We start from the raw sequence: 22,371 nt of genomic DNA, 5'->3' as shown, positions 1-22,371 counted from the left end.
TGCGTTTCAACCCGGATCAAACTTAGCCGATTAGGCCGGCCTGCGGGGCGAAAACCTTCAGTTTGAGTTAATTCCGCATTCGCGTGGTAACGTTTGATTAATGCTGTTGCAGAAGTGCAACATCAGGATTGCACCAAGATATAGACAGGCACAAGCCGGATATATGGATGATCCCCTGGCTACTGGCCTATATCTCTTGATGGATGCTCAGTTGCCATAGCGCGAAGCGATGTCGCGCGACAGCGTCTCACCTTCCTTCATATAACGGCTGATGGCTTCGGTGGCCGAAGCGGTACACCGGCTGTAGGTGCCGCCGAAGGAGCGGTAGCCGCGATTGAAGCTGGCGATGAAGCGGGCGCGGCGTTCTGGATCGGGATTTTCCGAATCGAGCAGTTTTTCCATCTCGCCCCGCCACCGGTCGCCCTTCTCCCCGCACAAATTGCGCAGGAAATGCAGCGATCCCAGAACCTCCGCCAACCGCATCAGCCCCGGCTCGAACGGCGACTCGGCACTGAACGCGGGCCGTACCGGGACGGCCGCGCTGACGGCAAGGCAAATGGCGAGGAGTATCGACGGACGGTTCATAAGCCCAAAGCCGTTTTGGCCTGCCGAACGGCCCAAGTCGTGGCTGGCGAGACAACATGAGCCTTGTGGCGAAACAATTTGTCGCCTGCAAGGCGATTTTTGAGTGCGGCGTCAGCGTGTTTGAATGTGACCGAGGAGTTCCTCGGCGACCGCCAACACCGAGCCGGCAAGCGGCAACAGGGTCATCTCTTTGAGTGTATAGAAGGCCGCTGTCTCGGCGTCGTCGCTGGCCACGGCCTCGCCACCGGCATAGGCGGCGCCGAAGACCGTGAGGAGATAATCGACCGGGTGGCTGTCGTCCCTGCCGTCGATGTGGATTTCCCGAAGCGGGCGAAAGCCGGTGGCGCGCAAGCCGGTCTCTTCCATCAGTTCACGCCGTGCCGCGTCCTCCAGTGTCTCGTCGCCTTCGACCTTGCCGCCGGGAAAGGCGTAGAGCCCTTGCGAAGGCGGCTTTGCCCGTTTCACGAGGAGCACGCTGTCCCCCCGCACGACGGCGACCGAGACGGCGGGGAGTGTCTTGCGCGCTTCGTTCATGATCAGGCTCATTCGAGGACCGGTCTGTTGTGGATCGCCCGGTAGAAGGAAGCATTACCGGTTGCGCGCCCCCCATTCCATAGCCACTTTCAAAGCCGAACCATTCGAAAGGCTCCATCATGTGCGGACGCTTTGCCTTGACCGCCACGCCGGGCCAGACCGCTGCCTTTCTGGGCCTTGCCGAGTTGGAGGAATTTCCGGCGCGTTACAATATCGCGCCGACGCAGCCTGTGTTGATGGCGATCGCCGGCGCCCCCCGCGCGCCCGGCTCCAACCTGCCGGACCGGCAGCCGATGCTGGTGCGCTGGGGCCTACTTCCCGCCTGGGTCAAGGACACCAGGGAGTTTCCACTGCTGTTCAACGCGCGCTCCGAAGGTGCGATCGAAAAGGCCTCGTTCAAGGCCGCCATGCGCCACCGCCGCGCGCTGGTGCCGGCATCCGGCTTTTACGAGTGGCGGCAGACCGGAGGCAAGAAGGGGCAGCCCTATTGGATCCGCCCCAGGCATGGCGGGCTGGTCGCCTTTGCCGGCCTGATCGAAACCTATGCCGAGCCGGGCGGATCGGAGATGGATACCGGCGCCATCCTGACCGTCAACGCCAACGCCGATATCGCCCATATCCATGACCGGATGCCGGTGGTGATCGATATCTCCGACTTTGCCCGCTGGCTGGATTGCCGCACGCGCGAACCGCGCGATGTCGCCGACCTACTGCGGCCGGCACAGCGCGATTTCTTCGAGGCGATTCCTGTCTCCGACCTCGTCAACAAGGTCGCCAACACCGGACCCGAAATTCAGGAGAGGGGCGAGATCGGGCCGGAACCCGAGAAAGTCAGGCGCCAGAAGCCCAGCGCGGACAATAGTCAACTGACGCTGTTCTAGCGAAGCCCGTGGTCTTCATGTCCAGGGCGCCTGTTCGCGCCCTCAGTGCCGGCGATTGCGTCGGCTGGAGCGCCGCTTCAGGCGGCGCGGGGCGATACGATCTTCTGCGCCGGCTTCTTCTTCTTCGCTGTGTGAAGAAGGGCGGCGACAATGGCTGCCGGTCCGATGGCACGATAGTGGTTGGCCAGCGCCGGTTGCTTGGCGCGGTTGGCTTCCTGCTTGCTTCGAGGCATGTTTCTCTTCCCAGGTAACGTTTTCGTGTATGCGATCTGGTTGCTGAATCAGACCAAATCGTGACGCTTGGTGATCTAGCCGGCGAATGTTTCATGACTGTGCCGACATGTTTAATAAAATGTTTCATTGGCTGATTCCGTGTGATCGGGCGATACGTTTGCCGGCACTCGCGATGTTTTTCCCGGGATCAGCGACTTGACGGCAACACTGGTCAAGGCGATAAAGCCGCGCATGAAAACGTCTTTCGCCATTTGTGGCATTTGCATTATTGGCTAGCCTCGCGCTGGTCCGGACGTTTTCGCCTCATCTTCCCCAGATTGGACAAACGCCCCGGCCAGCAGGCTGGAGCCTGATTTGCGCCTCGGCGCTGGACCGGCTCCATCCAGACAAGAAGTTCTGAACGGGAAGCATGGAATGTCTGACGCATCACAGGGCCTGCGCCTCTACAACACGCTGACGCGCACGAAAGAGGACTTCGTGCCGATCGATCCGAGAAATGTGCGCATGTATGTCTGCGGCCCCACCGTCTACGACTTCGCCCATATCGGCAACGCCAGGCCGGTGATCGTCTTCGACGTGCTGTTCCGTCTGCTGCGCCATCTCTATGGCGAGACGCACGTCACCTATGTGCGCAACATCACCGATGTCGACGACAAGATCAACGCGCGCGCGCTGCGTGATTTCGGCGGCGAGATATCAGCCGGCACACTGTCGCTCAACGAAGCGATCCGGCGGGTGACCGAAAAAACGGCCGATCAGTTCCACAGGGATGTCGCCACGCTTGGCTGCCTGGAGCCGACGGTCGAGCCGCGCGCGACCGAATTCGTCGAGCCACGCGCCGACGGCAAGGCCGACATGATCACCTTGATTCAAAGCCTGATCGGACGCGGCCATGCCTATGTCGCGGCAGGCGAAGTTCTGTTCGATACGGCGTCGATGCCGGACTATGGGCAATTGTCGAAACGCAATCTCGACGAGCAGCAGGCTGGCGCCCGTATCGCCGTCGACGCGCACAAGAGGAACCCCGGCGATTTCGTGCTGTGGAAACTGTCATCGCCGGAGGAGCCTGGCTGGCAAAGTCCATGGGGCAGGGGCCGGCCCGGCTGGCATATCGAATGCTCGGCCATGTCGGCTGCCTATCTCGGCGAGGTCTTCGACATCCATGGCGGCGGCCTCGATCTGATCTTCCCGCACCATGAGAACGAGATCGCCCAGTCGCGCTGCGCCCACGGCACGTCGGTCATGGCCAATGTGTGGATGCACAATGGCTTCCTGCAGGTCGAGGGCCAGAAGATGTCGAAGAGCCTCGGCAATTTCTATTCGATCCACGAGTTGCTGGAGACCGACACTTTTGGTGGTCGCAAATGGCCCGGCGATGTGCTGCGGCTGGCGATGCTGATGACGCATTATCGCGAGCCGATCGACTTTTCCGTGCGCAAGCTGGAGGAGGCGGAAAACACGCTGCGCAAATGGAAACGCGCGGCGGACCTGGCGCCGGCGGCGGGAAGTCAGTTGCCGGTGGAGGTCGTGGAGGCGCTGTCGGATGATCTCGCGACCTACGCGGCCTTCCAGCAGCTCACCCAGCTTGCCGGCGAGGCGACCGACTTTGATGGCAGCGGCGCTGGCGAGAATGGCGCTGCGGCTTCCTTGAAAACCTCGCTCGCATTCCTCGGTTTCGACGTGGGCGCGGCCAAGGTCGACGAGGCCGCGATTGCTGCAGCCATCGCCAGGCGCTTACAGTTCATCGCCGCCAGGAACTGGGCCGAGGCCGACCGCATCCGCGATGAACTTCTGGCGCAAGGTGTACAGTTGAAGGACGGCAAGGACCCGGTCACCGGCGAGCGCGTAACGACGTGGGAGATCAAGCGGTGAGGATGATGGCGGGAATGGAGAGGTCTTCGCGAGGCGCCCCCCTCTGTCCTGCCGGACATCTCCCCCTCAAGGGGGGAGATTGGATGCCGCTTCAGCTTTCGCCAATCGTCGACGTTGAAGGTTCGGCGCTATCGATGAAGCTGCCGATCTCCCCCCTTGAGGGGGAGGTGCCCGGCAGGGCAGAGGGGGGCGAACTGCCGTGACGCATTATCCAGTGTCCGCCATCAATCGCGGCAATGCGCGCAAGATGCGCAAGGCAATGACCGATGCCGAACTCAAACTTTGGAATGAGATCAGAGCGCATCGCCTTATGGGCTTGGCTTTCAGGCGCCAGATGCCGATCGGTGGCTACATCGTCGACTTTGCTTGCCCGACCAAAAAACTGATCGTCGAGATTGACGGCTCCCAACACGCAACGGCCAAAGCCTCGGAAATGGATGCGGCGCGTACCGCGAAGCTTAAGGCGCTGGGCTGGACCATCCTGCGCTTCTGGAACGACGACATCATTCGCGATATCGACAATGTCTGCCAGCACATTGTCATCTCGGTTGGCCTGACCAATGCCGAAATGTCGCCGGGCGAACCAGCAACGGAGGAGCTCGTTCCATGATCGACCATCTTGGCATCGCCGTTTCCGATTTCGATGCGTCCAAGGCCTTCTACGACAAGGCGATGGCGCCGCTGGGCGCCTCGCTGCTTTACATGGTCCCGCAGGAATACACCGGTGGCGCCAAGGTCGGTGGCTATGGCCGCGACCGGCCGGTGTTCTGGCTGAGCGCGGCCAGGGAAAAGCCCCGGGATCACCAGCACGTCGCCTTCACCGCGCGCAGCCGCGCCGAGGTCGACGCCTTCCATGCCGCCGCCCTTGCAGCCGGCGGCATGGACAATGGTGGGCCGGGCCTGCGTCCGCACTATCACCCCAACTACTACGGCGCCTTCGTCTTCGATCCCGATGGCAACAATGTCGAGGCGGTCTGCCATGATCCGGAGTGAAAACCGATGAGCCTCGACAACCGGCCGGTCTACACCGGCGGCTGCCAGTGCGGCGCTGTGCGCTTCCGCGTCGAAGGCGCGCTTGGCGACGCCTCGGTCTGCCACTGCCGCATGTGCCAGAAGGCCAGCGGCAATTTCTACCTGCCGCTGGTCTCGGTGCGCGGCGCCAAGCTCGACTGGACGCGCGGCGAGCCCAAGCGGTTCCGGTCCTCCAATGCCGCCCGGCGCGGCTTCTGCGCCGACTGCGGCACGCCGCTGACCTTCGAGGCGCCCGACGGCATGGCGCTGGCGATCGCCGCCTTCGACGACCCTGCTGGTATCGCGCCGACCATCCAATGGGGCACGGAAGCAAAACTGCCCTATGTGGATTCCATTCCGCGATTGCCGGGCGAGGACACGATGGCGGATATGGGCTCGGCCCCCTATCTCGCCGAACTCGTCTCCTATCAGCACCCTGACCACGACACCGACCAATGGCCGCCGGAGGAAAGACCATGACCGAGACCGTCCGAACCGGCGGCTGCCAATGCGGCGCCGTGCGCTTCCGCATAAAGGGGGCGCTGGGACGCCCGTCCATCTGCCATTGCCGCATGTGTCAGAAACAGTTCGGCTCCTTCTTTGGCGCGCTGGTGACGGTGCCCAAGGATGGTGTCGAATGGACCCATGAGGAGCCGAGCTATTTCCAGTCGTCGGTCAACATCGATCGCGGCTTCTGCGCCCGGTGCGGCACGCCGCTGACCTACCGCCAGCCCGGCGGGCTCGAGATCGCCATCGGCGCCTTCGACGACCGCTCCGATCTGGCGCCGCGGATCCAGGTCAACTATGCGGCACGGCTACCTTGGGTGGAGACGATCTTTGACCAGCCCGTCCACCAGGATCCCGACTATTACGCGCGGCAGGAGCAGATCATCTCCTTCCAGCATCCCGATCACGAAACGGCCAACTGGCCGCAACAGGGCCTGAAACTATGAGCTTGCGCACCCTCTACCCGGAAATCGAACCGTTCGACTCGGGCATGCTTGATGTCGGTGACGGCCATAGGGTCTATTGGGAGCGGTCCGGCACCAAGGGCGCCAAGCCGGCCGTGTTCCTGCATGGCGGGCCGGGCGGCACCATCTCGCCAAAACACCGGCGGCTGTTCGACCCCAAGCGTTACGACGTCATCCTGTTCGATCAGCGCGGTTGCGGAAAGTCGACGCCGAACGCCTCGCTGGAGGCCAACACGACCTGGCATCTCGTTGCCGACATCGAACGCCTGCGCGAAATGGCCGGCTTCGATAAATGGCTGGTGTTCGGCGGCTCCTGGGGCTCGACGCTGGCGCTCGCCTATGCCGAGACACACCCTGATCGCGTCAGCGAACTGATGGTGCGCGGCATCTACACACTGACCCGTGCGGAGCTCGAATGGTACTATCAGTTCGGCGTCTCCGAGATGTTTCCCGACAAATGGGAGCGTTTCCTGGCACCGATTCCCGAGGCCGAGCGCGGCGACATGATGGCCGCCTACCGCAAGCGGCTGGTCGGGTCCGATCGCAAGGCTCAGATAGAGGCCGCCCGCGCCTGGAGCCTGTGGGAAGGCGAGACGATCACCCTGCTGCCGGAGCCTGAAACCAGCGGTCCGTTTGGCGAGGACGACTACGCCGTCGCCTTCGCCCGCATCGAAAACCACTATTTCGTCCATGCCGGCTGGCTGGAGGAGGGGCAGTTGCTGCGCGATGCGGGGAAGCTCAAGGACATCCCCGGCACCATCGTCCACGGCCGTTACGACATGCCGTGCCCGGCGCGCTACGCCTGGGCGCTGCACAAGGCGTGGCCGAAGGCGGACTTTCATCTGATCGAAGGCGCTGGCCACGCCTATTCCGAGCCCGGCATCCTCGACCAACTGATCCGGGCTACGGACAAGTTTGCGGGAAAATGACGATGACCCGTGAGCGCCTGTTCCTCTTCGACACCACGCTCCGCGATGGCCAGCAGACGCCGGGCATCGACTTTTCGGTCGAGGACAAGATCGCGATTGCCAAACTGCTCGACGAGTTCGGCTTCGACTATGTCGAAGGCGGTTATCCCGGCGCCAATCCGACCGATACCGCCTTCTTCCAGCAGAAACGCACGGCACGCGCGAAATTCGTCGCCTTCGGCATGACCAAGCGGGCTGGGGTTTCTGCCTCCAACGATCCGGGGCTGGCGGCACTCGTCCAGTCGAAGTCGGACGCCATCTGCTTTGTCGCCAAGAGCTGGGACTATCATGTCCGTGTGGCGCTCGGCTGTACCAACGAGGAGAACCTCGAGTCTATAAAGGCTTCCGTCGAGGAATCCGTCGCTTCGGGCAAGGAAGCAATGGTCGACTGCGAGCATTTCTTCGACGGCTTCAAGGCCAACCCGGACTATGCGGTGGCCTGCGCCAAGACCGCCTATGATGCGGGCGCGCGCTGGGTTGTGCTTTGCGACACGAATGGCGGCACGCAGCCCTCGGAAGTGCGGGCAGTTGTTGAAAAGGTCATCGCCGCGGGCATTCCGGGCGGGCATCTCGGCATCCACGCCCATGATGACACCGGCCAGGCGGTGGCCAATTCCCTTGCCGCCGTCGAGGCTGGCGTACGCCAGATCCAGGGCACGCTGAACGGCATCGGCGAACGTTGCGGCAACGCCAATCTGATCTCGATCGTGCCGACACTGGCGCTGAAGCCGGCTTTCGCCGACCGCTTCGAGACTGGAATTTCAGCCGAAGTGCTAACCGGCATCTCCAGGCTGTCCCGCGCCTTCGACGAATTGCTGAACCGCGCCCCGGAAGCGCAGGCGCCCTATGTCGGTTCTTCCGCCTTTGCCACCAAGGCCGGCATCCATGCTTCGGCGCTGGCCAAGGAGCCGGCGACCTATGAGCACGTGCCGCCGGAATCGGTCGGCAATCGCCGCCGCGTCATGGTCTCCGACCAGGGCGGCAAGGCCAATTTCCTCGCCGAGTTGAAGCGGCGCGGCATCGATGTGCCGAAAGACGATCACCGGCTCGATGCCCTGATATCCGTGGTCAAGGAGCGCGAGGCGTCGGGCTATGCCTATGAGGGCGCCGACGCCTCCTTCGAACTCCTGGCGCGCAAGATGTTGCATGGCTTGCCCGAGTTCTTCCACGTCACCTCGTTCCGCTGCATGATCGAGCGCCGCTTCGATGCCAATGGCCAGTTGAAGACGGTGTCGGAAGCGGTGGTCAAGGTGCTGGTCGAGGGCGAGGAGAAGATGTCGGTGGCCGAGGGCCATGGCCCCGTCAACGCGCTCGACATCGCGCTGCGCAAGGATCTCGGCAGATACCAGAACGAGATCTCCGATCTCGAACTCGCCGACTTCAAGGTGCGTATTCTCAATGGCGGTACCGAGGCGATCACCCGCGTTCTCATCGAATCGCATGACGGTACCGGCGCCCGCTGGTGGACGGTCGGCGTCTCCGAAAACATCATCGACGCCTCGTTTCAGGCGCTGATGGATTCGATCATCTACAAGCTGATGAAGAATCGCGAGATGGCGGGGCTGGTGGCGGCGGAGTAAGCTTGAACCATCAGCGAAAGTCCATTGATCCATCAGAACTTTGCGATGGTCTTGCCAAGGTTACTGGGCCATAGCGTTGGGCCATGGCCGCTGAAGCAATTATCTCCGATGCAGATTCCAAAGCCCGCCGCGGCTTCCTGCTGGCGCTGGGTGCCTATCTCTTGTGGGGGTTGCTGCCCTTCTACATGAAGGCGGTGGCGCATCTGCCGCTCGCCGAGGTCATCGCACATCGCATCGTCTGGTCGGTGCCGATTGCCGCGGCGGTCCTGATCTGGGCCGGCCGCACGGCGGACTTCAAGGCGGCAATCCGTTCGCCCCGCACCATCGCCATGGCGGCGCTGACGGCGGCGCTGATCTCGGTCAACTGGGGCATCTATGTCTGGGCGATCGCCGTCGATCGCACGGTCGAGACCGCGCTGGGCTATTACATCAACCCGCTGGTCAGCGTCGTCGTCGGCGCGCTGTTGCTCGGCGAGCGGCTCGACCGGCTGCAGATCGCGGCGGTGGCGCTTGCGGCAGTCGCCGTCGCCGTGCTGACGATCGAGGGCGGCAAGCTGCCCTGGGTGTCGCTGGCGTTGGCGTTTTCCTTCGCCGCCTACGGCTTCTTCCGCAAGACGCTGCCGATCGGTCCCAGCCAGGGTTTCCTGCTCGAAGTGCTTTTGCTGTCGGTGCCGGCGCTGGGCTACATCACCTTCCTGATCGCCACCGGACAGGACCATTTCGTCTCCAGCAACGGCAGCGACACCGCGCTGCTCATCGGCTGCGGGCCGGTGACCGCCGTGCCGCTGCTGCTGTTCGCCTTCGGCGCCAAGCTGCTGCGCCTCTCGACCATCGGCATCATGCAGTACATAGCGCCGACCATGGTGTTCCTGATTGCCGTGCTGATCTTCGACGAGCCGTTCGGCACCACGCAGGCCATCGCCTTTGCCCTGATCTGGGCGGCGCTTGCGGTCTATTCCTGGTCCATGCTGGCGACGGCGCGCCGGGCTACATCTGTCCGAGCCGCCTGACGAAAAGATAGGTCACGCCCGCGATCAGCAACGATACGGCTGTGACCACCCAGAAGCCCAAAGGGGTGTTGACCAGCGGCAATCCGCCGACATTCATGCCGAATAGGCCGGAGATGATGGTCATCGGCAACAGCACCGCCGTCATCACCGACAGCACGTAAAGCAGCCGGTTCGACTGCGTCGTCAGCTTGGCCATCAGCTCGTCCTGCAGCAGCCGCGTGCGCGCCTGCAACTGCTCGCCATCATAGTGCAGCGTCTGGGCGCGGTGTGACAGCCGCGCCGCCATGTCGTTGATCGAATCCGGCAAGTCGTTGCGGTGTGAATGGTCGAGATGGCGAAACAGATTGGTCAGCGTCGCCATCTGCCGATGGATGACCACCAGGTGCCGGCGTGCATCGACCAGCGCCTGCCGCTCATTGTGCCATGCGTCGCAGACGATACGGTCCTCGATGCCGTCGAGACTGTCGCTGAGTGTCGCGAGTTCCGCCGCCATTCCGTCGAACGACTGGCCGACGACAGCCTCGATCAGTTCGGCCGGAGAGCGGAATTTGCGCGATCCGTTCTCGATCGCCTTGCGGATGTTGTCGACCGATTGCAGCGGTTGCTTGCGGGCGCCGACCAGCATCGTATCGTTGAGGGCGAAGCGGAAATGACCAAGCCCGCCGGCTTCCGCCGAATAGTCGTGGCGCAGGTCCGGCAGATCGCCATAGAGCCAGTCATCCTCGAGGTCGATGTGGCAGCCATGGCTGGCGCTCAGGAAAGCTTCGCGCACCGGCGCCGGCAAGGCCTGATCGGCGCCGATCTCGTGGCGGGCGCGCATGTCGGAAAGCTGGTAGCTGCGCCATGTCCAGTGCGCGGCGGCGGCATCCCTGGTGCGCGCGCCCTCAGTGGTAAAGTGGTAGGTGAAGAACAGCCCGTGCTCATCGGGCAGGTAAGGCGACAGGTCAGTGCCTTCGAACGGGAGGGCGATGTTCATGGTGGCTTCGCCGGTCACTGATGCAGTAGGGGTCGCGGGAGCGGCCAAGCGCGATTTCTAGCATGGCATCCCCGATTTAGTGTGACTGTTTCGTGACGGCACGCCTTCCTAAAGGACGCTGGTGATCCCGCCATCCACCAGCAGTGTCTGTCCGCTCACGAAACTGGCGGCGTCGGACGCCAGGAACACGGCGGCGCCCGCGAGCTCCCGCACCTCGCCCCAGCGCCGCATCGGCGTGCGGCCGGTCAGCCAGGCGGAGAATGTCTCGTCGGCGACCAGCGCAGAGTTGAGTTCGGTCTTGAAATAGCCCGGCGCGATGGCGTTGACGCGCACGCCGTGCTGGCCCCATTCGCCGGCCATCGACTTGGTCAGCATGGTGATGGCGCCCTTGCTCGCCGCGTAAGGCGCGATCGAGGGCCGCGCGAGCACGCTCTGCACCGAGGAGACATTGATGATCGCCCCCCTTTGGCGAGCGATCATACCCTTCACGACGGCCCGGCTCACCTTGAACACGCCGTCCAGGTTGGTGGCCATAAGCGTGTCCCAGTCGGCGTCGCTGAAGGTCTCCAGCGGTGCTCGTCGCTGGACGCCGGCATTGTTGACCAGGATGTCGATCGGTGCGGTGCCGGTTTCCGCCGCCGCGATCGCGCTGTCGACCGACTGCGTGTCGGTCACGTCGATCACCGCTTCAGCGATCGAATGGCCCGCGGCGCGCAGCCTGTCTGCGGCCGCTTTCAGATCGTCGGCCTTGCGGCCGCCGATCGTGACGCGCGCGCCGGCGCTCGCAAGCGCCTCCGCGAAGGCCAGACCCAGGCCGCGGCTGGCGCCGGTGATGAAGGCATGCTTGCCCTCGAGGCCGAACAGGCGGCCGAGATAGTAAGTCGAATGCAATTTGCACCTTCATCGCTTGCGATTTGTTGCCGCCAGCGCGAAGGCTCGTCTGATCCTTGGCACGCGGCACCACCAGCGTGCCGCGTGGCTTGATGACATGCAAGGCGCTTTGTCGCCTTGGCGCCGGGCTGATGGCCTCGATGCTCGCGGCCGTCGGCCTCAGCGCTTCGGCCCAAACCCCGGATAGGGATTGAGCGGCACGATCGCGGCAATGTCCATCATGCCGGCCTTGACCAGGGGCAAGGTGGCTAGATGGCCGCGCACATCGGCATCGCTGCCGGCCTCGAACATCATGCCGCTGCCGGGAATGTCGCCGCGATTCCAGATTTGGCGCACGGCGCCTTCGGCATAGAGGGTGCGACGCTGCTCGGCCTCGCCAGGCAGGAGGGGTGTGAAGTCGGCGTCGGTGAACTTTTCGGTGTTGCGGGTGAGAAGGGCAAGGAACTGCATTTCGGTCTCCTGTCGTGGGGGGGATGACAGGAGGTATCGCGCCGACTGGTAAGACTGTCCAAGACTGATTAGGCTAAAGTTGAGACCTGAGAGGACTTGGGTGTCGAGGAGCTAAAAATGTTCGACCTACGCCAGATCAGATATTTCGTCACTGTCGCCGAAACCGGCAATGTCGGTCGAGCCGCCGAACTGCTGCATATCTCGCAATCGCCGCTCAGCCGGCAGATCATGCAACTGGAGCAACAGCTTGGTGTCCCTCTGTTCGAGCGGGCAAAGCAGCGTGTTCATCTCAATGCCGAGGGTCGCGCCTTCCTGACCGAAGCCCGTGCCTTGCTGTCGAATGCGCGCCGGCTGGAGGAACTTGGCCGCAATCTGGCCAGCGGTGCCACGGGGCGTCTTGCCATCGGCTATGTCGAGGGTGCGGTCCATGCCGGGCTTGTCGCCGGCATGCTGCGTCAGTTCCGCCGCGACCGGCCGGATTTTCATCTGCAGTTGAGAAGCATGCGCTCGGCGGTGCAGATGGAGGGGCTTCGGCAGCGGTCGCTGGATCTCGGTTTGGTGTACGCCCCCGCGGCGGCCGACGATCCTGATATCGCCAGCACGCCGCTACGCCACGAGCCGCTGGTGCTGGCCATTCCCGAAGGCGATCCGCTCGCCGATGTGGCCGATATCCAGCCACGTCATCTCGACGGCCGCGTCTGGATCACCGTGGTGCGCCAGCCCGACGATACCAATCGTGGCCAGTTCCTAGCAGCCTGCGCAGAGGCTGGCTTTACGCCCGATATCGCTTACGAGACGGCGGACCCGCTGACCTCGCTCGGGCTTGTCAGCGCCGGCCTTGGTCTCGCCACCGTGCAGGCAAGCCTGCGCACTGCCGCGCCGCCTTCGATCCTGTTCCGCGACATGCCATGGTTTGGGCGCATGGTTTCCATCCACCTCGCCTGGCGGCGACAGGACCGGCGCGCGGTGATCGCCGACCTGCGGGAGGCTGCCCGGAGGGAGGGAGTAGGGGAGTAGGGGAAAAGTGTACACGCCGGAGACTGCAAACCTACTACCATACTCCCGTAACTCTACATCTTGTCGATCACCGACTGGACGCCTTCCGTCGGCGCGTCGACCGAGGACCCGGCCACCATGATGGCGGCGACGATTGCCTCCGGATCGTTGACGACCAGCGGCTTGACCCGTTGCGCCGTGTGAATGAAGCCCTCCGCCGCCATGTGGTCAAGCATCGCCGTCATCGGGTCCCAGAATCCGTTGATATTGCCGAAGACGATCGGCTTGCGGTGATGGCCGAGTTGCGCCCAGGTCATGATCTCGACGATCTCCTCGACTGTGCCGATGCCACCGGGCAGCGCCACAAAGGCGTCGGATTTCTCGAACATCTTGTGTTTGCGCTCGTGCATGTTGTCGGTGATCAGCAACTCGTCGAGCCGGTCAAGCGCGGTTTCGGTTGCTTCCTTGTTGATGAGGAAGCGCGGGATGATGCCCGTCACCTTGCCGCCGGCCTTGAGCGCGCCTTCGGCGACGGCGCCCATGATGCCTTTGGTGCCGCCGCCATAGACCAGCCGCAGTCCTGACTTGGCAATTGAGCGTCCAAGCAGGTGACCGGCCTTGACATAGATTTCATCGCGGCCCGGAGACGAGCCGCAATAGACGCAGACGGATCGAATCGTGTTCATACCGATGATTGGTGATTGGGTCTGAAAGCGCGGTCAAGCCCCAAGGGCTGAGAAGGCCGGGCTTTTTCTTGTCGGTCATGGCAAAACACGCTAGACCGGCGTTAGGTGGCTAAGGGGCAGGGAAGTACATGGCGATCAATCCATTGAAGGCGTTCTTGTTCGCGGCGGGTGGGATCGTCGCGGCCGCGGGAACCGCCTATGTATCGGGCGCACTCGACCCGTATCTTCATCGCACGCCGCCGGCGGAAGTCGCGGCGTTGACGCCGCCCGCGACGCCGAAGCCGGCCGATCCGGGCACGGAAGGGCGCCTGCCGGCTCCGGCGGTGCCGGCCGCTCCGGCCACGGCACCCCAGGCAACAGCCCCGGCAGCGCCCGCAACCGATGCGGCGGCGCCTGCGGCGCCCGCGACGGCGGGTCCGATCGCCCCGACTTTCGACGTCGTGCGCGTCGAGGGCAACGGCTCGATCGTCATTGCCGGCAACGCGGCGCCCAACTCGAAGGTCGAAATCCTCAACGGCACGACGGTGATCGGCTCCACGGTGGCTGGTCCCGATGGCGCCTTTGTCATCGTGCTCGACGATCCGCTGAAGCCCGGCGACTATACAATCGCCTTGCGTTCGACGGTCGGCACGGTCGTGACCGCCTCGGCGCAGACCGCCGTGGTCTCGGTGCCGGCGAATGCGGCTGGCCAGGTGCTGGCCATGGTCGAGGAGCCAGGCAAACCGGCCGAACTGCTGACGGTCCCGGCGCCCGAGACAAAGCCTGCGCCGGCAACCGGCGACCAGGCTGCCGCTCCAGCGCCCGCCGTGCCGGCGGCGACCGCGCCAGGCGTGGTTGAAGCAAAGCCAGCTCCGGCGGCACCGGCCGCGCCCGCTGTGACCGAACCCAAGATCGTCGTCGAGGCGGTCGAGATCGAAGGCAACAAGATCTTTGTCGCCGGCCTCGCCGATCCGGGCCGCAAGGTGCGCGCCTATGCCAACGACATTCCGCTCGGCGACGCACAGACGTCGTCGGACGGCCATTTCCTGGTCGAGGCGACGCGCGACATTCCGGTCGGCAGCTACACCATCCACGTCGACGGCCTCGATGCCGACGGCGTGAAGGTGGTGGCTCGCGCCGCAGTGCCCTTCGAGCGCGAGGCGGGCGAGGCGGTCGCCGCCGTTGCACCCGCCGGGACCAAGCCGGCCGAGACCAAGCCTGCGGCCGCCGCTGCTCCGGCGGGGACCGCACCGGCCGCCGATGCCTCGGCCGTCGTCGCGGCAGCCACGCCGCCAAGCGACGTGCCTGAAATCGTGTCGCCCAAGCTCGAACATGCCGACGGCGCGGTCATTATTCGTCGCAATGATACGTTGTGGCGGATTTCACGGCGCGTCTATGGTCACGGCACGCGCTACTCCACCATATACCTCGCCAACCAGGACCAGATCAGGAATCCGAACCGCATCTGGCCGGGGCAGGTGTTCAAAGTCCCGGAAAAGTCGAAGGAAGGCGAAGCCGCCGACTTCAAGGCGATGGGTGAACACGCGACCACGAAGACGGAATAGAGAGAGACCGGCAATTCCGGCGATCTACCCATCGGCCTAGCTTGCCCTGTCATCGGTCATCGTCTATCGCCGATGAACGATGACAGAGTGCATCCCCATACCAGACCACGCCGTCTCGGCACTGTCCGTCTGCATGCCGGACAGCCGCGCTGTCGCGGCGCGGTTCGCAGCACTTTCGCATCCGGCGCGGATCGAGATACTGAAGCATCTGTCCGCCAGCAATTCCTGCTGCTGCCGTGAGGTCGTCGACCATTTCGATCTGGCGCAGTCGACCATCTCCCAGCATCTGAAGATATTGGTCGAGGCCGGCCTGGTTCGGTTCGAGCCCGATCGTCAACGATCGCGCTATGCTGTCGATCGCGCGGCACTTGCCGATGTATCGGCATCACTGAGCGCACTCATCAATTCCTGCTGCTCCGGCCGCTGACCCTCTCATCCAAAAGGCAAGAAAAGTGGCCGAAAAAACCGTATCCGCCGACACCTCGACACTCACGACATTGCGCAATCTCTGGCCCTATATGTGGCCGGCCGACCGCGCCGACCTGAGGGCACGGGTGACCTGGGCGACGCTGCTGCTGGTCGTGGCCAAGGTGACGCTGGTCGCCGGTCCCTATTTCTTCAAATGGGCAACCGATGCGCTGGCGGGAGGTTTCAAAACGCCCCCGCCGCTGCCGTCGTTCATGCTTGCCCCGGTGATGCTGGTCATTGCCTATAATGTACTGAGGCTCGTCCAGCTCGGCTTCAACCAGCTGCGCGACGCGCTGTTTGCCCGCGTCGGCCAGCATGCGGTGCGTCAGCTTGCCTTCCGCACGTTCGTGCACATGCATCAGCTGTCGTTGCGCTTCCACCTGGAGCGCCGCACCGGCGGCCTGTCGCGCATCATTGAGCGCGGCACCAAGGGCATCGAGACGATCGTGCGCTTCATCATGCTCAACACGGCGCCGACGATCCTCGAATTCGCGCTGACCGCCGGCATATTCGGCTTCACCTATGGCTGGAAATATGTGGCCGTGGTGGCGATCACCGTCTGCGTCTACGTCTGGTTCACCGTCAAGGCGAGCGACTGGCGCATCTCGATCCGCCGCGACATGAACGACAGCGACACCGACGCCAACACCAAGGCGATCGACTCGCTGCTCAATTTCGAGACGGTCAAATATTTCACCAATGAGCGCATGGAGGCCGAGCGCTTCGACCGCTCTATGGCGCGTTACGAGATCGCCGCCACCAAGACCTGGACCTCGCTCGGCTGGCTGAACTTTGGCCAGGGCTTCATCTTCGGTGTCGGCACGGTCGTCGTCATGTGCATGTCGGCGCTGGAGGTGCAGGCCGGCACCCAGAGCGTCGGCGATTTCGTTTTCATCAATGCCATGCTGGTGCAGCTTTCCGTGCCGCTCAACTTCATCGGCTTCATCTATCGCGAAATCCGGCAAGGGTTGACCGACATCGAGCACATGTTCGACCTGCTCGACGTGCCGCAGGAGATCATCGACAAGCCCAGCGCCAAGCCGCTGTCCGTCGGTGCCGGCAAGGTCGAGTTCCGAGACGTCCACTTTTCCTATGATCCGAACCGCAAGATCCTGAAGGGCGTCTCCTTCGAAGTGCCGGCCGGCAAGACGGTTGCCATTGTCGGGCCGTCGGGCGCGGGCAAGTCGACCATCTCGCGGCTGCTGTTCCGCTTCTACGACGTACAGGGTGGTCAGGTGCTGATCGACGGCCAGGATATCAGGGATGTGACGCAGGACAGCCTGCGCGCGGTACTCGGCATGGTGCCGCAGGACACAGTGCTGTTCAACGATACCATCGCCTACAACATCCGCTACGGCCGTGTCAGCGCCGGCGAGGAAGAGGTGCGCAAGGCCGCCGAACTCGCCCAGATCGGACCGTTCATCGAGAAGCTGCCCGACGGCTACAAGTCGATGGTCGGCGAGCGCGGGCTGAAGCTCTCCGGTGGCGAGAAGCAACGCGTGGCGATCGCCCGCACCATCCTGAAGGCGCCGCCGATCCTGATGCTCGACGAAGCCACTTCGGCGCTCGACAGCCACACCGAGCAGGAGATCCAGGCCGCGCTCGACCTGGTCAGCAAGGGCCGCACCACCATCGTCATCGCCCACCGCCTGTCGACGGTGATTTCGGCCGACGAGATCATCGTGCTCAAGGATGGTCAGATCGCCGAGCGCGGCACCCATGTCGAGCTGATGCGAAAGCACGGCCTCTACGCCTCGATGTGGGACCGCCAGCGCGAGGCGACCGAAGCCGAGGAGCGGCTGCGCATTGCCCGGGAAAGCGACGAACTGGGTGTCGTAGTGCGCCGGCGCACGTCGGAGATGTCGTAGCTCGAAAAAAACCTCTTGACCTCAACTTAAGTTGAGATTGTAGACCGTGCCCGAGAGCCGAAAAACAGCATCCTCGAGGACGGAATCAAATGGATATCAGCGTTACGGATCAAAGTGTTAATGGCGGAAGCGTGTTTAGGGTCGACAAGTTCGTCGTACCCGCCAATGCTCGCGATGAGATCCTCGCAAAGGTGAAGATGACGCATGAGTTGCTGCGTCTGCAGCAAGGCTTCGTCCAGGATTTCCTGCTCGAGCAATTCTCCGGACCGGGGGAATTCAACCTCGTCACCATCGTCGAATGGGAAAGCCAGGCCGCCGTCGACAATGTGGTGCCGATCGTCAAGGCGGCGCACGAGCGCATAGCCTTCAACCCGCAGGAGACGATCGCCCGGCTCGGAGTGCGGGCTGATATCGCCAACTATCAGCGCGTGCCTGGACTCTAGAGCGGTTCAGTGTCTGATAGAGTCGCCGAACCGCTCTAGCTCTTTGTTTTCACGCAATTCCCTAGGGAAAGCGCTACGCGCTTTTCCCGGGAAAACCGCTGCGCACTTTTCCTGGAATTGCCCTAGCCAGGCCAGCCCACGCCCAGTGCCGGCGCTTCAATGGCGAGCACCTGGCCGGTGCGGGCGTCGCTTGTCATATGCTCGAAGCCGCGCCACTCGGCGACGGTGATGAACAGCGTTTTCCTGCCCGCACCGCCCAGCATGCAGGCAAAGCAGCCGCGATCGGCGATGACGGTCTGCAAGACGTCACCGCCTTCGCGCACCCGCACGCAGTGCTTGTTGGGAACATCCGCGTACCAGACAGTCCCTTCGGCATCGAGGCAGATGCCGTCGGGATATCCGTCGAGTTCAGCCCAGATGCGTCGGTTGGACAAGGAGCCGTCGGCGGCGATGTCGAAAGCGGTCAGCCTGTTGGCGTGGGATTCGGCGATGATCAGCGTCTTGTTGTCAGGGGTCACAGCCATGCCGTTGGCGAAGGCGATGGTGTCCGCCACTTGCCTGACCTTTCCATCTGGTGTGACCAAGACGATGGTGCCGGGGCCGAAATGCTGGCCGGCCGCAGGAGCCGGCCCGCCGCCATTGACATAGATGTTGCCCCGCCCATCGACGACGATCTCGTTCCATGGACTCTTCGACAGGCCGCGCAGATCGGCGTGGGTGACGAGCGAGCCATCGGCTTCCCGCCGCAACAGCAGGCCCTCGCGGCCTGAGACAACCAGCAGACGACCATCCGGCAGCCAGTCGATGGAGTAGGGCAGCACAGCCGGAACCCTGAGCATGATCTCGCTGTTGCCGTGCGCATCGAAGGCAATGATCTCGCCGGTGCCCCAGTTGCAGACCCACAGGCGTCCATCATGCCAACGCGGCGATTCGCCGAAGGCGAGACCTTCCATGACGATATGCGCTCTGTTGCCGGATGATATTCGCATGATCAGGAACCTCCGTTGCGCGCGTCATCAGCCCTGTGATGAGGCGCTTCTCACCAAGGACGGGCGAGAAGACGATTTGCCGACAGCGGGCTTAATGTTTTTCGCTCATGAAGAAACACTCCATCGGCGTGACCGTTGGCGCCGCATGATGGCGGGTCTCAATTACCATCCTTGATGACAAGCGCCTCGCCATCGCGGCGGAAGCTGAAGACAAACCCGCGCCGCCCATTGTCGCGTTGCGGGCAGGGGGTGTTTCGGCTATTGAGGCCGGACCTGAAACAGGGACCGGCCCATGAGCCTTGTCGACACGGTCAAGAACGCGTTCGTACCGATCCATCGCGAAGGTTATCCCTTCATCGCCGTCTTTGGCGCGGCGACGCTGTTCCTCGGCTATTTCTCCTCGATCCTCTTCTGGATCGGCCTGATCCTGACCGCTTGGTGCGTCTATTTCTTCCGCGATCCCGAGCGCGTCACGCCCGTCGATGACCGTCTCGTGGTGAGCCCCGCCGATGGCATCATCTCGGCGGTGGGACCTGCCGTGCCACCGCGCGAGCTTGGCCTCGGCAATGTCGAGATGACCCGCATCTCCGTGTTCATGAACGTCTTTTCCTGCCACGTGAACCGCTCTCCGGTGCGCGGCCGCATTGCCAAGATCGAGCATCGCCCCGGAAAGTTCCTCAATGCCGAGCTGGACAAGGCGAGCACCGAAAATGAGCGCAACGGCCTTGTCATCGAGAGCCCCAACGGCACGGTGGCGGCAGTCCAGATCGCCGGGCTGGTGGCGCGCCGCATTGTCTGCTGGACCGAGGCCGGCGCTTCGATCGGCACAGGCGAGCGTTTCGGCCTGATCCGTTTCGGCTCGCGCGTCGACGTATTCCTGCCTTTGACCGCCACGCCGCGCGTTGCCGTTGGCCAGACCGCGGTCGGCGGCGAAACGGTGCTGGCCGAATTCGGCGGGATCGCCGGCACGCCCCTCGTGCGGATTTCCTGACGGTGGGCACGCAGTATAAAAAATTCGAAGCCCATGCCAGCGGCGGTCCGCGCATCCGCGAGATCCCGATGCGCATGGTGCTGCCTAATCTCGTCACCGTGCTTGCCATCTGCGCCGGCTTGTCGGGTATCCGTTTCGCTTTCGAAAATCGCTTTGAAACTGCGGTGGTGATGGTGCTGCTGGCCGCTTTTCTCGACGGCATCGATGGGCGCCTGGCTCGCATGCTGAAGGCGACCTCCAAATTCGGCGCGCAGATGGATTCGCTGGCCGACATCGTCAATTTCGGTGTCGCGCCGGCCCTGGTGCTCTATGCCTTCTTGCTCGACCGTGCCGGCTCGCCGGGCTGGATCGCGGCACTGCTGTTTGCGATCGCCTGCGGGCTTAGGCTCGCGCGCTTCAACGTGCTCGACGACGAGAAGACCGAACGCCCGATATGGCAGTCCGAATATTTCGTCGGTGTGCCGGCGCCGGCGGGCGCCGTGCTGGTGATGCTGCCGCTCTACCTCTATTTCCTGCGCCTTGGGGTGGAGCCCAGCCGGCCGGCCGCCTTCGTTGCCACCGGCTTCACAATCCTGGTCGCTTTCCTGCTGGTCAGCCGGTTGCCGGTCTATTCCGGCAAGAGCATCAAGATCCCGGGCGACAGGGTGCTGCCGGTCATCCTCGCCGTCGTGCTCTACATCTTACTGCTGATGACCTACCCCTGGTACACGCTGACGGCATCGGTGGCGGGCTACCTGATCTTCCTGCCGTTTTCCGTGCGCGCCTATTCCAAGCGCGCCAGGCTGGAGGGCGAGAAGGTGCCGCCTTCGGATATAGGTTAGGGCCGCAGGCCCCGGATCAGCAAATCGGTCCAGGCGGACGCGAAGCGTTCGTCGCTGACCTCGATCGAGCGCTCGGTCCAGATCGCTTCGAAGACGCGGAACATGGCGACGCTGCCGACGATGACGGCGGCGACCGCGTCGCTGTCATGGGGGCGCAGTTCGCCCTGTCGCTGACGCTCCCGCAGCCATTCGGCGACTGCGTGGTAGGTGCTCTGCATGATCTCGCCACGCGCCGAGGCCTTCAATTCCGGGAAGTGCTCGAGATCGCGCCACAGGATTCGGAGCATGTCGCGATTCGCGCCGAGTTTTTCCAGCATGCTCTCCACGACCCGGCGCGCCCCCTGATCGACAGGAAGCGCCTGTTCGCCAAGCTCGGCCCGTCCCTCCCGTGCCGTTCCGACAAACCGGTCGATAGCCGCGGCAAGCAATGCTTCCTTCGAGGGAAAGTGCTTGTAGAGCGCACCCGAGCCACGCGACAGGCCGGCGGCCTCCTGAATTTCGGGAACGCTGGTCCGGTCATAACCGCGCTCGGCGAACAGGCGGATGGCTTCGCGTAGAATGCGCTCGCGTCCTGCGGATGGCGGCTTCATGGCTGTTCCTGTTCACTCCGATCCTGGTGGCGGGGATTCGGCGTCTGACAATAACATCCCCGTGCGAAATCAAGGATCGCTCACGGCGCGCTTCCGCCCTGCTCGGAAAGCCATGCCTTCCATGTTCTTTCTCCCAGCCGCTCGCTGGTTTCGACAAGGCCCAGGGCAAGGCTTATCTTTCGACTGACCGGAAACGGCAGAATGAGACGCCGCAGCCCGAGCACATCGCGGTATTGTCGAGCGAATGTCGAAAACGGCATCACTTCGGGTCCGCCAATCTGCGGGCGGACGCCGCGTTCCCCATCGCTGACAGCCTGGGCCAGATAGCTGGCGACGTCGCGCGTATCGACGGGATTTGAGGGCGAGGTCGGCAGCGGCCAGACCGGCAGCCATCTCAGCCCGGCCAGCATCTGCGCCAGAAGGTAAAAGAATGGGGTCGCGCGGATGACCGACCACGAAAGCGGCGACGTCCGCACAAGCTGCTCGCCCGCCAGCTTCACGCGGCTATAGGGCAGGGTGCTGAAGTCGAGGCCGACGATCGACACGAAGATGAAATGCGAGACATCGGCGCGCTGCGATGCGGCAAGCAGCCGCCGCGTGCCCTCGACGTCGACATCCGACGGACTGGATAAGAAATCGATCGGCCGCATACCGCGCCTTGCGATCGGCGACAGCGTCGCTGCATGGATGACCGTATCGATGCCACCAAGGGCCTCTTCGACGCCTTCGCCCGTTGCGAGATCGCCGAGCGCCCATTCCACGGAGCGGTCCGGCCCGGCTTTCCTGGCCAGCAACCTGACGGCGTGCCCGGACGCAGTCAGTGCCGGCATGAGATCGTGTCCGAGATGTCCGGTGCCGCCGGTGACGAGGACTTTTGCCATTCGGGATCTCCTTGCCGTGCAAAGGAGGTGTCATGTCGCGCTGGCTGAAACAGGCATGCCCAGCGTCTCTTGGCTCGGTGAGTGAGTAATCCCTCACCGGTGATTTGTCCATCTGAATCGCTGCGTCACGA

The 22,371-nt window shown here is 63.5% G+C and carries 26 protein-coding genes; 16 read left to right on the top strand and 10 right to left on the bottom strand.

Going from position 1 to position 22,371, the window contains the following annotated elements; genetic code table 11:
- Window positions 1-207 precede the first annotated feature (207 nt).
- Complete coding sequence (locus LB536_RS06605) at window positions 208-585, bottom strand: TIGR02301 family protein (RefSeq protein WP_140759298.1); 378 nt, start codon at window positions 583-585, stop codon at window positions 208-210.
- Between the two features lie 111 nt (window positions 586-696).
- Window positions 697-1,119, bottom strand: coding sequence for an NUDIX hydrolase (locus LB536_RS06600; protein WP_224590533.1), 423 nt, complete (start codon window positions 1,117-1,119; stop codon window positions 697-699).
- A 119-nt stretch (window positions 1,120-1,238) separates the two neighbouring features.
- Here LB536_RS06600 and LB536_RS06595 point away from each other — a divergent pair, with 119 nt between their 5' ends.
- Window positions 1,239-2,000, top strand: a complete 762-nt coding sequence (locus tag LB536_RS06595) for an SOS response-associated peptidase (RefSeq protein ID WP_224590532.1) — start codon at window positions 1,239-1,241, stop codon at window positions 1,998-2,000.
- 77 nt (window positions 2,001-2,077) lie between these two features.
- On the opposite strand, the gene LB536_RS06590 is transcribed toward LB536_RS06595, so the two are convergent.
- Complete coding sequence (locus tag LB536_RS06590; RefSeq protein ID WP_015318552.1) at window positions 2,078-2,233, bottom strand: hypothetical protein; 156 nt, start codon at window positions 2,231-2,233, stop codon at window positions 2,078-2,080.
- A gap of 415 nt (window positions 2,234-2,648) precedes the next feature.
- On the opposite strand from LB536_RS06590, the gene cysS reads away from it, so the two are divergent.
- From cysS to rarD, 8 genes are all read left to right on the top strand, one after another.
- Window positions 2,649-4,106 (top strand): cysteine--tRNA ligase, encoded by a 1,458-nt coding sequence (gene cysS, locus LB536_RS06585; RefSeq protein ID WP_224590531.1) that lies wholly within the window; start codon window positions 2,649-2,651, stop codon window positions 4,104-4,106.
- 259 nt (window positions 4,107-4,365) lie between these two features.
- On the top strand, window positions 4,366-4,716 hold the full coding sequence (locus LB536_RS06580) for an endonuclease domain-containing protein (RefSeq protein ID WP_263488892.1): 351 nt from the start codon (window positions 4,366-4,368) through the stop codon (window positions 4,714-4,716).
- Entirely contained in the window at window positions 4,713-5,099 is a 387-nt protein-coding gene (locus LB536_RS06575) for a VOC family protein (protein WP_140759304.1), read from the top strand. Before LB536_RS06580 ends, LB536_RS06575 begins: the two co-directional genes overlap by 4 nt.
- A 6-nt stretch (window positions 5,100-5,105) precedes the next feature.
- Window positions 5,106-5,597, top strand: a complete 492-nt coding sequence (locus LB536_RS06570; RefSeq protein ID WP_224590529.1) for a GFA family protein — start codon at window positions 5,106-5,108, stop codon at window positions 5,595-5,597.
- Window positions 5,594-6,070 (top strand): GFA family protein, encoded by a 477-nt coding sequence (locus tag LB536_RS06565; RefSeq protein WP_140759309.1) that lies wholly within the window; start codon window positions 5,594-5,596, stop codon window positions 6,068-6,070. The genes LB536_RS06570 and LB536_RS06565 overlap by 4 nt, the downstream gene beginning before the upstream one ends.
- Window positions 6,067-7,017, top strand: a complete 951-nt coding sequence (gene pip, locus LB536_RS06560) for a prolyl aminopeptidase (protein WP_224590528.1) — start codon at window positions 6,067-6,069, stop codon at window positions 7,015-7,017. Before LB536_RS06565 ends, pip begins: the two co-directional genes overlap by 4 nt.
- Entirely contained in the window at window positions 7,014-8,636 is a 1,623-nt protein-coding gene (gene cimA, locus LB536_RS06555) for a citramalate synthase (RefSeq protein ID WP_224590527.1), read from the top strand. The genes pip and cimA overlap by 4 nt, the downstream gene beginning before the upstream one ends.
- 83 nt (window positions 8,637-8,719) lie before the next feature.
- Window positions 8,720-9,646 (top strand): EamA family transporter RarD, encoded by a 927-nt coding sequence (gene rarD / locus LB536_RS06550; RefSeq protein ID WP_224590526.1) that lies wholly within the window; start codon window positions 8,720-8,722, stop codon window positions 9,644-9,646.
- Here rarD and LB536_RS06545 read toward each other — a convergent pair.
- The 3 genes from LB536_RS06545 to LB536_RS06535 all read right to left on the bottom strand — a co-directional run bounded on the left by LB536_RS06545 (window position 9,624) and on the right by LB536_RS06535 (window position 11,963).
- Window positions 9,624-10,622, bottom strand: coding sequence for a transporter (locus LB536_RS06545; RefSeq protein ID WP_224590525.1), 999 nt, complete (start codon window positions 10,620-10,622; stop codon window positions 9,624-9,626). The genes rarD and LB536_RS06545 overlap by 23 nt on opposite strands.
- 108 nt (window positions 10,623-10,730) lie before the next feature.
- A complete protein-coding gene (locus LB536_RS06540; RefSeq protein WP_224590524.1) occupies window positions 10,731-11,513 on the bottom strand; it encodes a glucose 1-dehydrogenase in 783 nt (260 codons plus the stop codon).
- A gap of 159 nt (window positions 11,514-11,672) precedes the next feature.
- Window positions 11,673-11,963, bottom strand: a complete 291-nt coding sequence (locus LB536_RS06535) for a muconolactone Delta-isomerase family protein (protein ID WP_224590523.1) — start codon at window positions 11,961-11,963, stop codon at window positions 11,673-11,675.
- Between the two features lie 117 nt (window positions 11,964-12,080).
- On the opposite strand from LB536_RS06535, the gene LB536_RS06530 reads away from it, so the two are divergent.
- On the top strand, window positions 12,081-12,980 hold the full coding sequence (locus LB536_RS06530; RefSeq protein ID WP_224590522.1) for a LysR substrate-binding domain-containing protein: 900 nt from the start codon (window positions 12,081-12,083) through the stop codon (window positions 12,978-12,980).
- A 53-nt stretch (window positions 12,981-13,033) separates the two neighbouring features.
- Here LB536_RS06530 and LB536_RS06525 read toward each other — a convergent pair whose 3' ends face one another.
- On the bottom strand, window positions 13,034-13,645 hold the full coding sequence (locus tag LB536_RS06525) for a TIGR00730 family Rossman fold protein (RefSeq protein ID WP_140759323.1): 612 nt from the start codon (window positions 13,643-13,645) through the stop codon (window positions 13,034-13,036).
- Between the two features lie 128 nt (window positions 13,646-13,773).
- Here LB536_RS06525 and LB536_RS06520 point away from each other — a divergent pair, with 128 nt between their 5' ends.
- From LB536_RS06520 to LB536_RS06505, 4 genes are all read left to right on the top strand, one after another.
- Complete coding sequence (locus LB536_RS06520) at window positions 13,774-15,189, top strand: LysM peptidoglycan-binding domain-containing protein (RefSeq protein WP_140759325.1); 1,416 nt, start codon at window positions 13,774-13,776, stop codon at window positions 15,187-15,189.
- A 79-nt stretch (window positions 15,190-15,268) separates the two neighbouring features.
- Window positions 15,269-15,616 (top strand): ArsR/SmtB family transcription factor, encoded by a 348-nt coding sequence (locus tag LB536_RS06515; protein ID WP_181178638.1) that lies wholly within the window; start codon window positions 15,269-15,271, stop codon window positions 15,614-15,616.
- A 25-nt stretch (window positions 15,617-15,641) separates the two neighbouring features.
- A complete protein-coding gene (locus tag LB536_RS06510; RefSeq protein WP_140759327.1) occupies window positions 15,642-17,525 on the top strand; it encodes an ABCB family ABC transporter ATP-binding protein/permease in 1,884 nt (627 codons plus the stop codon).
- An 89-nt stretch (window positions 17,526-17,614) separates the two neighbouring features.
- On the top strand, window positions 17,615-17,968 hold the full coding sequence (locus LB536_RS06505; protein ID WP_181178640.1) for an antibiotic biosynthesis monooxygenase: 354 nt from the start codon (window positions 17,615-17,617) through the stop codon (window positions 17,966-17,968).
- A 122-nt stretch (window positions 17,969-18,090) separates the two neighbouring features.
- Here LB536_RS06505 and LB536_RS06500 read toward each other — a convergent pair whose 3' ends face one another.
- On the bottom strand, window positions 18,091-18,957 hold the full coding sequence (locus LB536_RS06500) for an SMP-30/gluconolactonase/LRE family protein (protein ID WP_224590521.1): 867 nt from the start codon (window positions 18,955-18,957) through the stop codon (window positions 18,091-18,093).
- A 292-nt stretch (window positions 18,958-19,249) separates the two neighbouring features.
- Between LB536_RS06500 and LB536_RS06495 the strand changes: the two genes are divergently transcribed.
- Together LB536_RS06495 and LB536_RS06490 are read left to right on the top strand one after the other, a co-directional pair.
- Window positions 19,250-19,948: a phosphatidylserine decarboxylase gene (locus tag LB536_RS06495; RefSeq protein ID WP_224590520.1), complete on the top strand. Its 699-nt coding sequence runs from the start codon at window positions 19,250-19,252 to the stop codon at window positions 19,946-19,948.
- A 2-nt stretch (window positions 19,949-19,950) separates the two neighbouring features.
- Window positions 19,951-20,769 carry a CDP-alcohol phosphatidyltransferase family protein gene (locus LB536_RS06490; RefSeq protein ID WP_140759333.1) on the top strand — a complete coding sequence of 273 codons (819 nt, stop codon included), beginning with the start codon at window positions 19,951-19,953 and terminating at the stop codon, window positions 20,767-20,769.
- Here the strand turns inward: LB536_RS06490 and LB536_RS06485 are convergent.
- Window positions 20,766-21,359, bottom strand: a complete 594-nt coding sequence (locus tag LB536_RS06485; protein ID WP_224590519.1) for a TetR/AcrR family transcriptional regulator — start codon at window positions 21,357-21,359, stop codon at window positions 20,766-20,768. The genes LB536_RS06490 and LB536_RS06485 overlap by 4 nt on opposite strands.
- Window positions 21,360-21,439: 80 nt before the next feature.
- Window positions 21,440-22,240 (bottom strand): SDR family oxidoreductase, encoded by an 801-nt coding sequence (locus LB536_RS06480; protein WP_224590518.1) that lies wholly within the window; start codon window positions 22,238-22,240, stop codon window positions 21,440-21,442.
- Window positions 22,241-22,371 lie beyond the last annotated feature (131 nt).

This window comes from Mesorhizobium sp. ES1-3, from assembly GCF_020164795.1.
Classification (GTDB): domain Bacteria; phylum Pseudomonadota; class Alphaproteobacteria; order Rhizobiales; family Rhizobiaceae; genus Mesorhizobium.
Note: the sequence above shows the minus strand (reverse complement) of the source record. Positions and strands in the feature narration are given on the sequence as shown.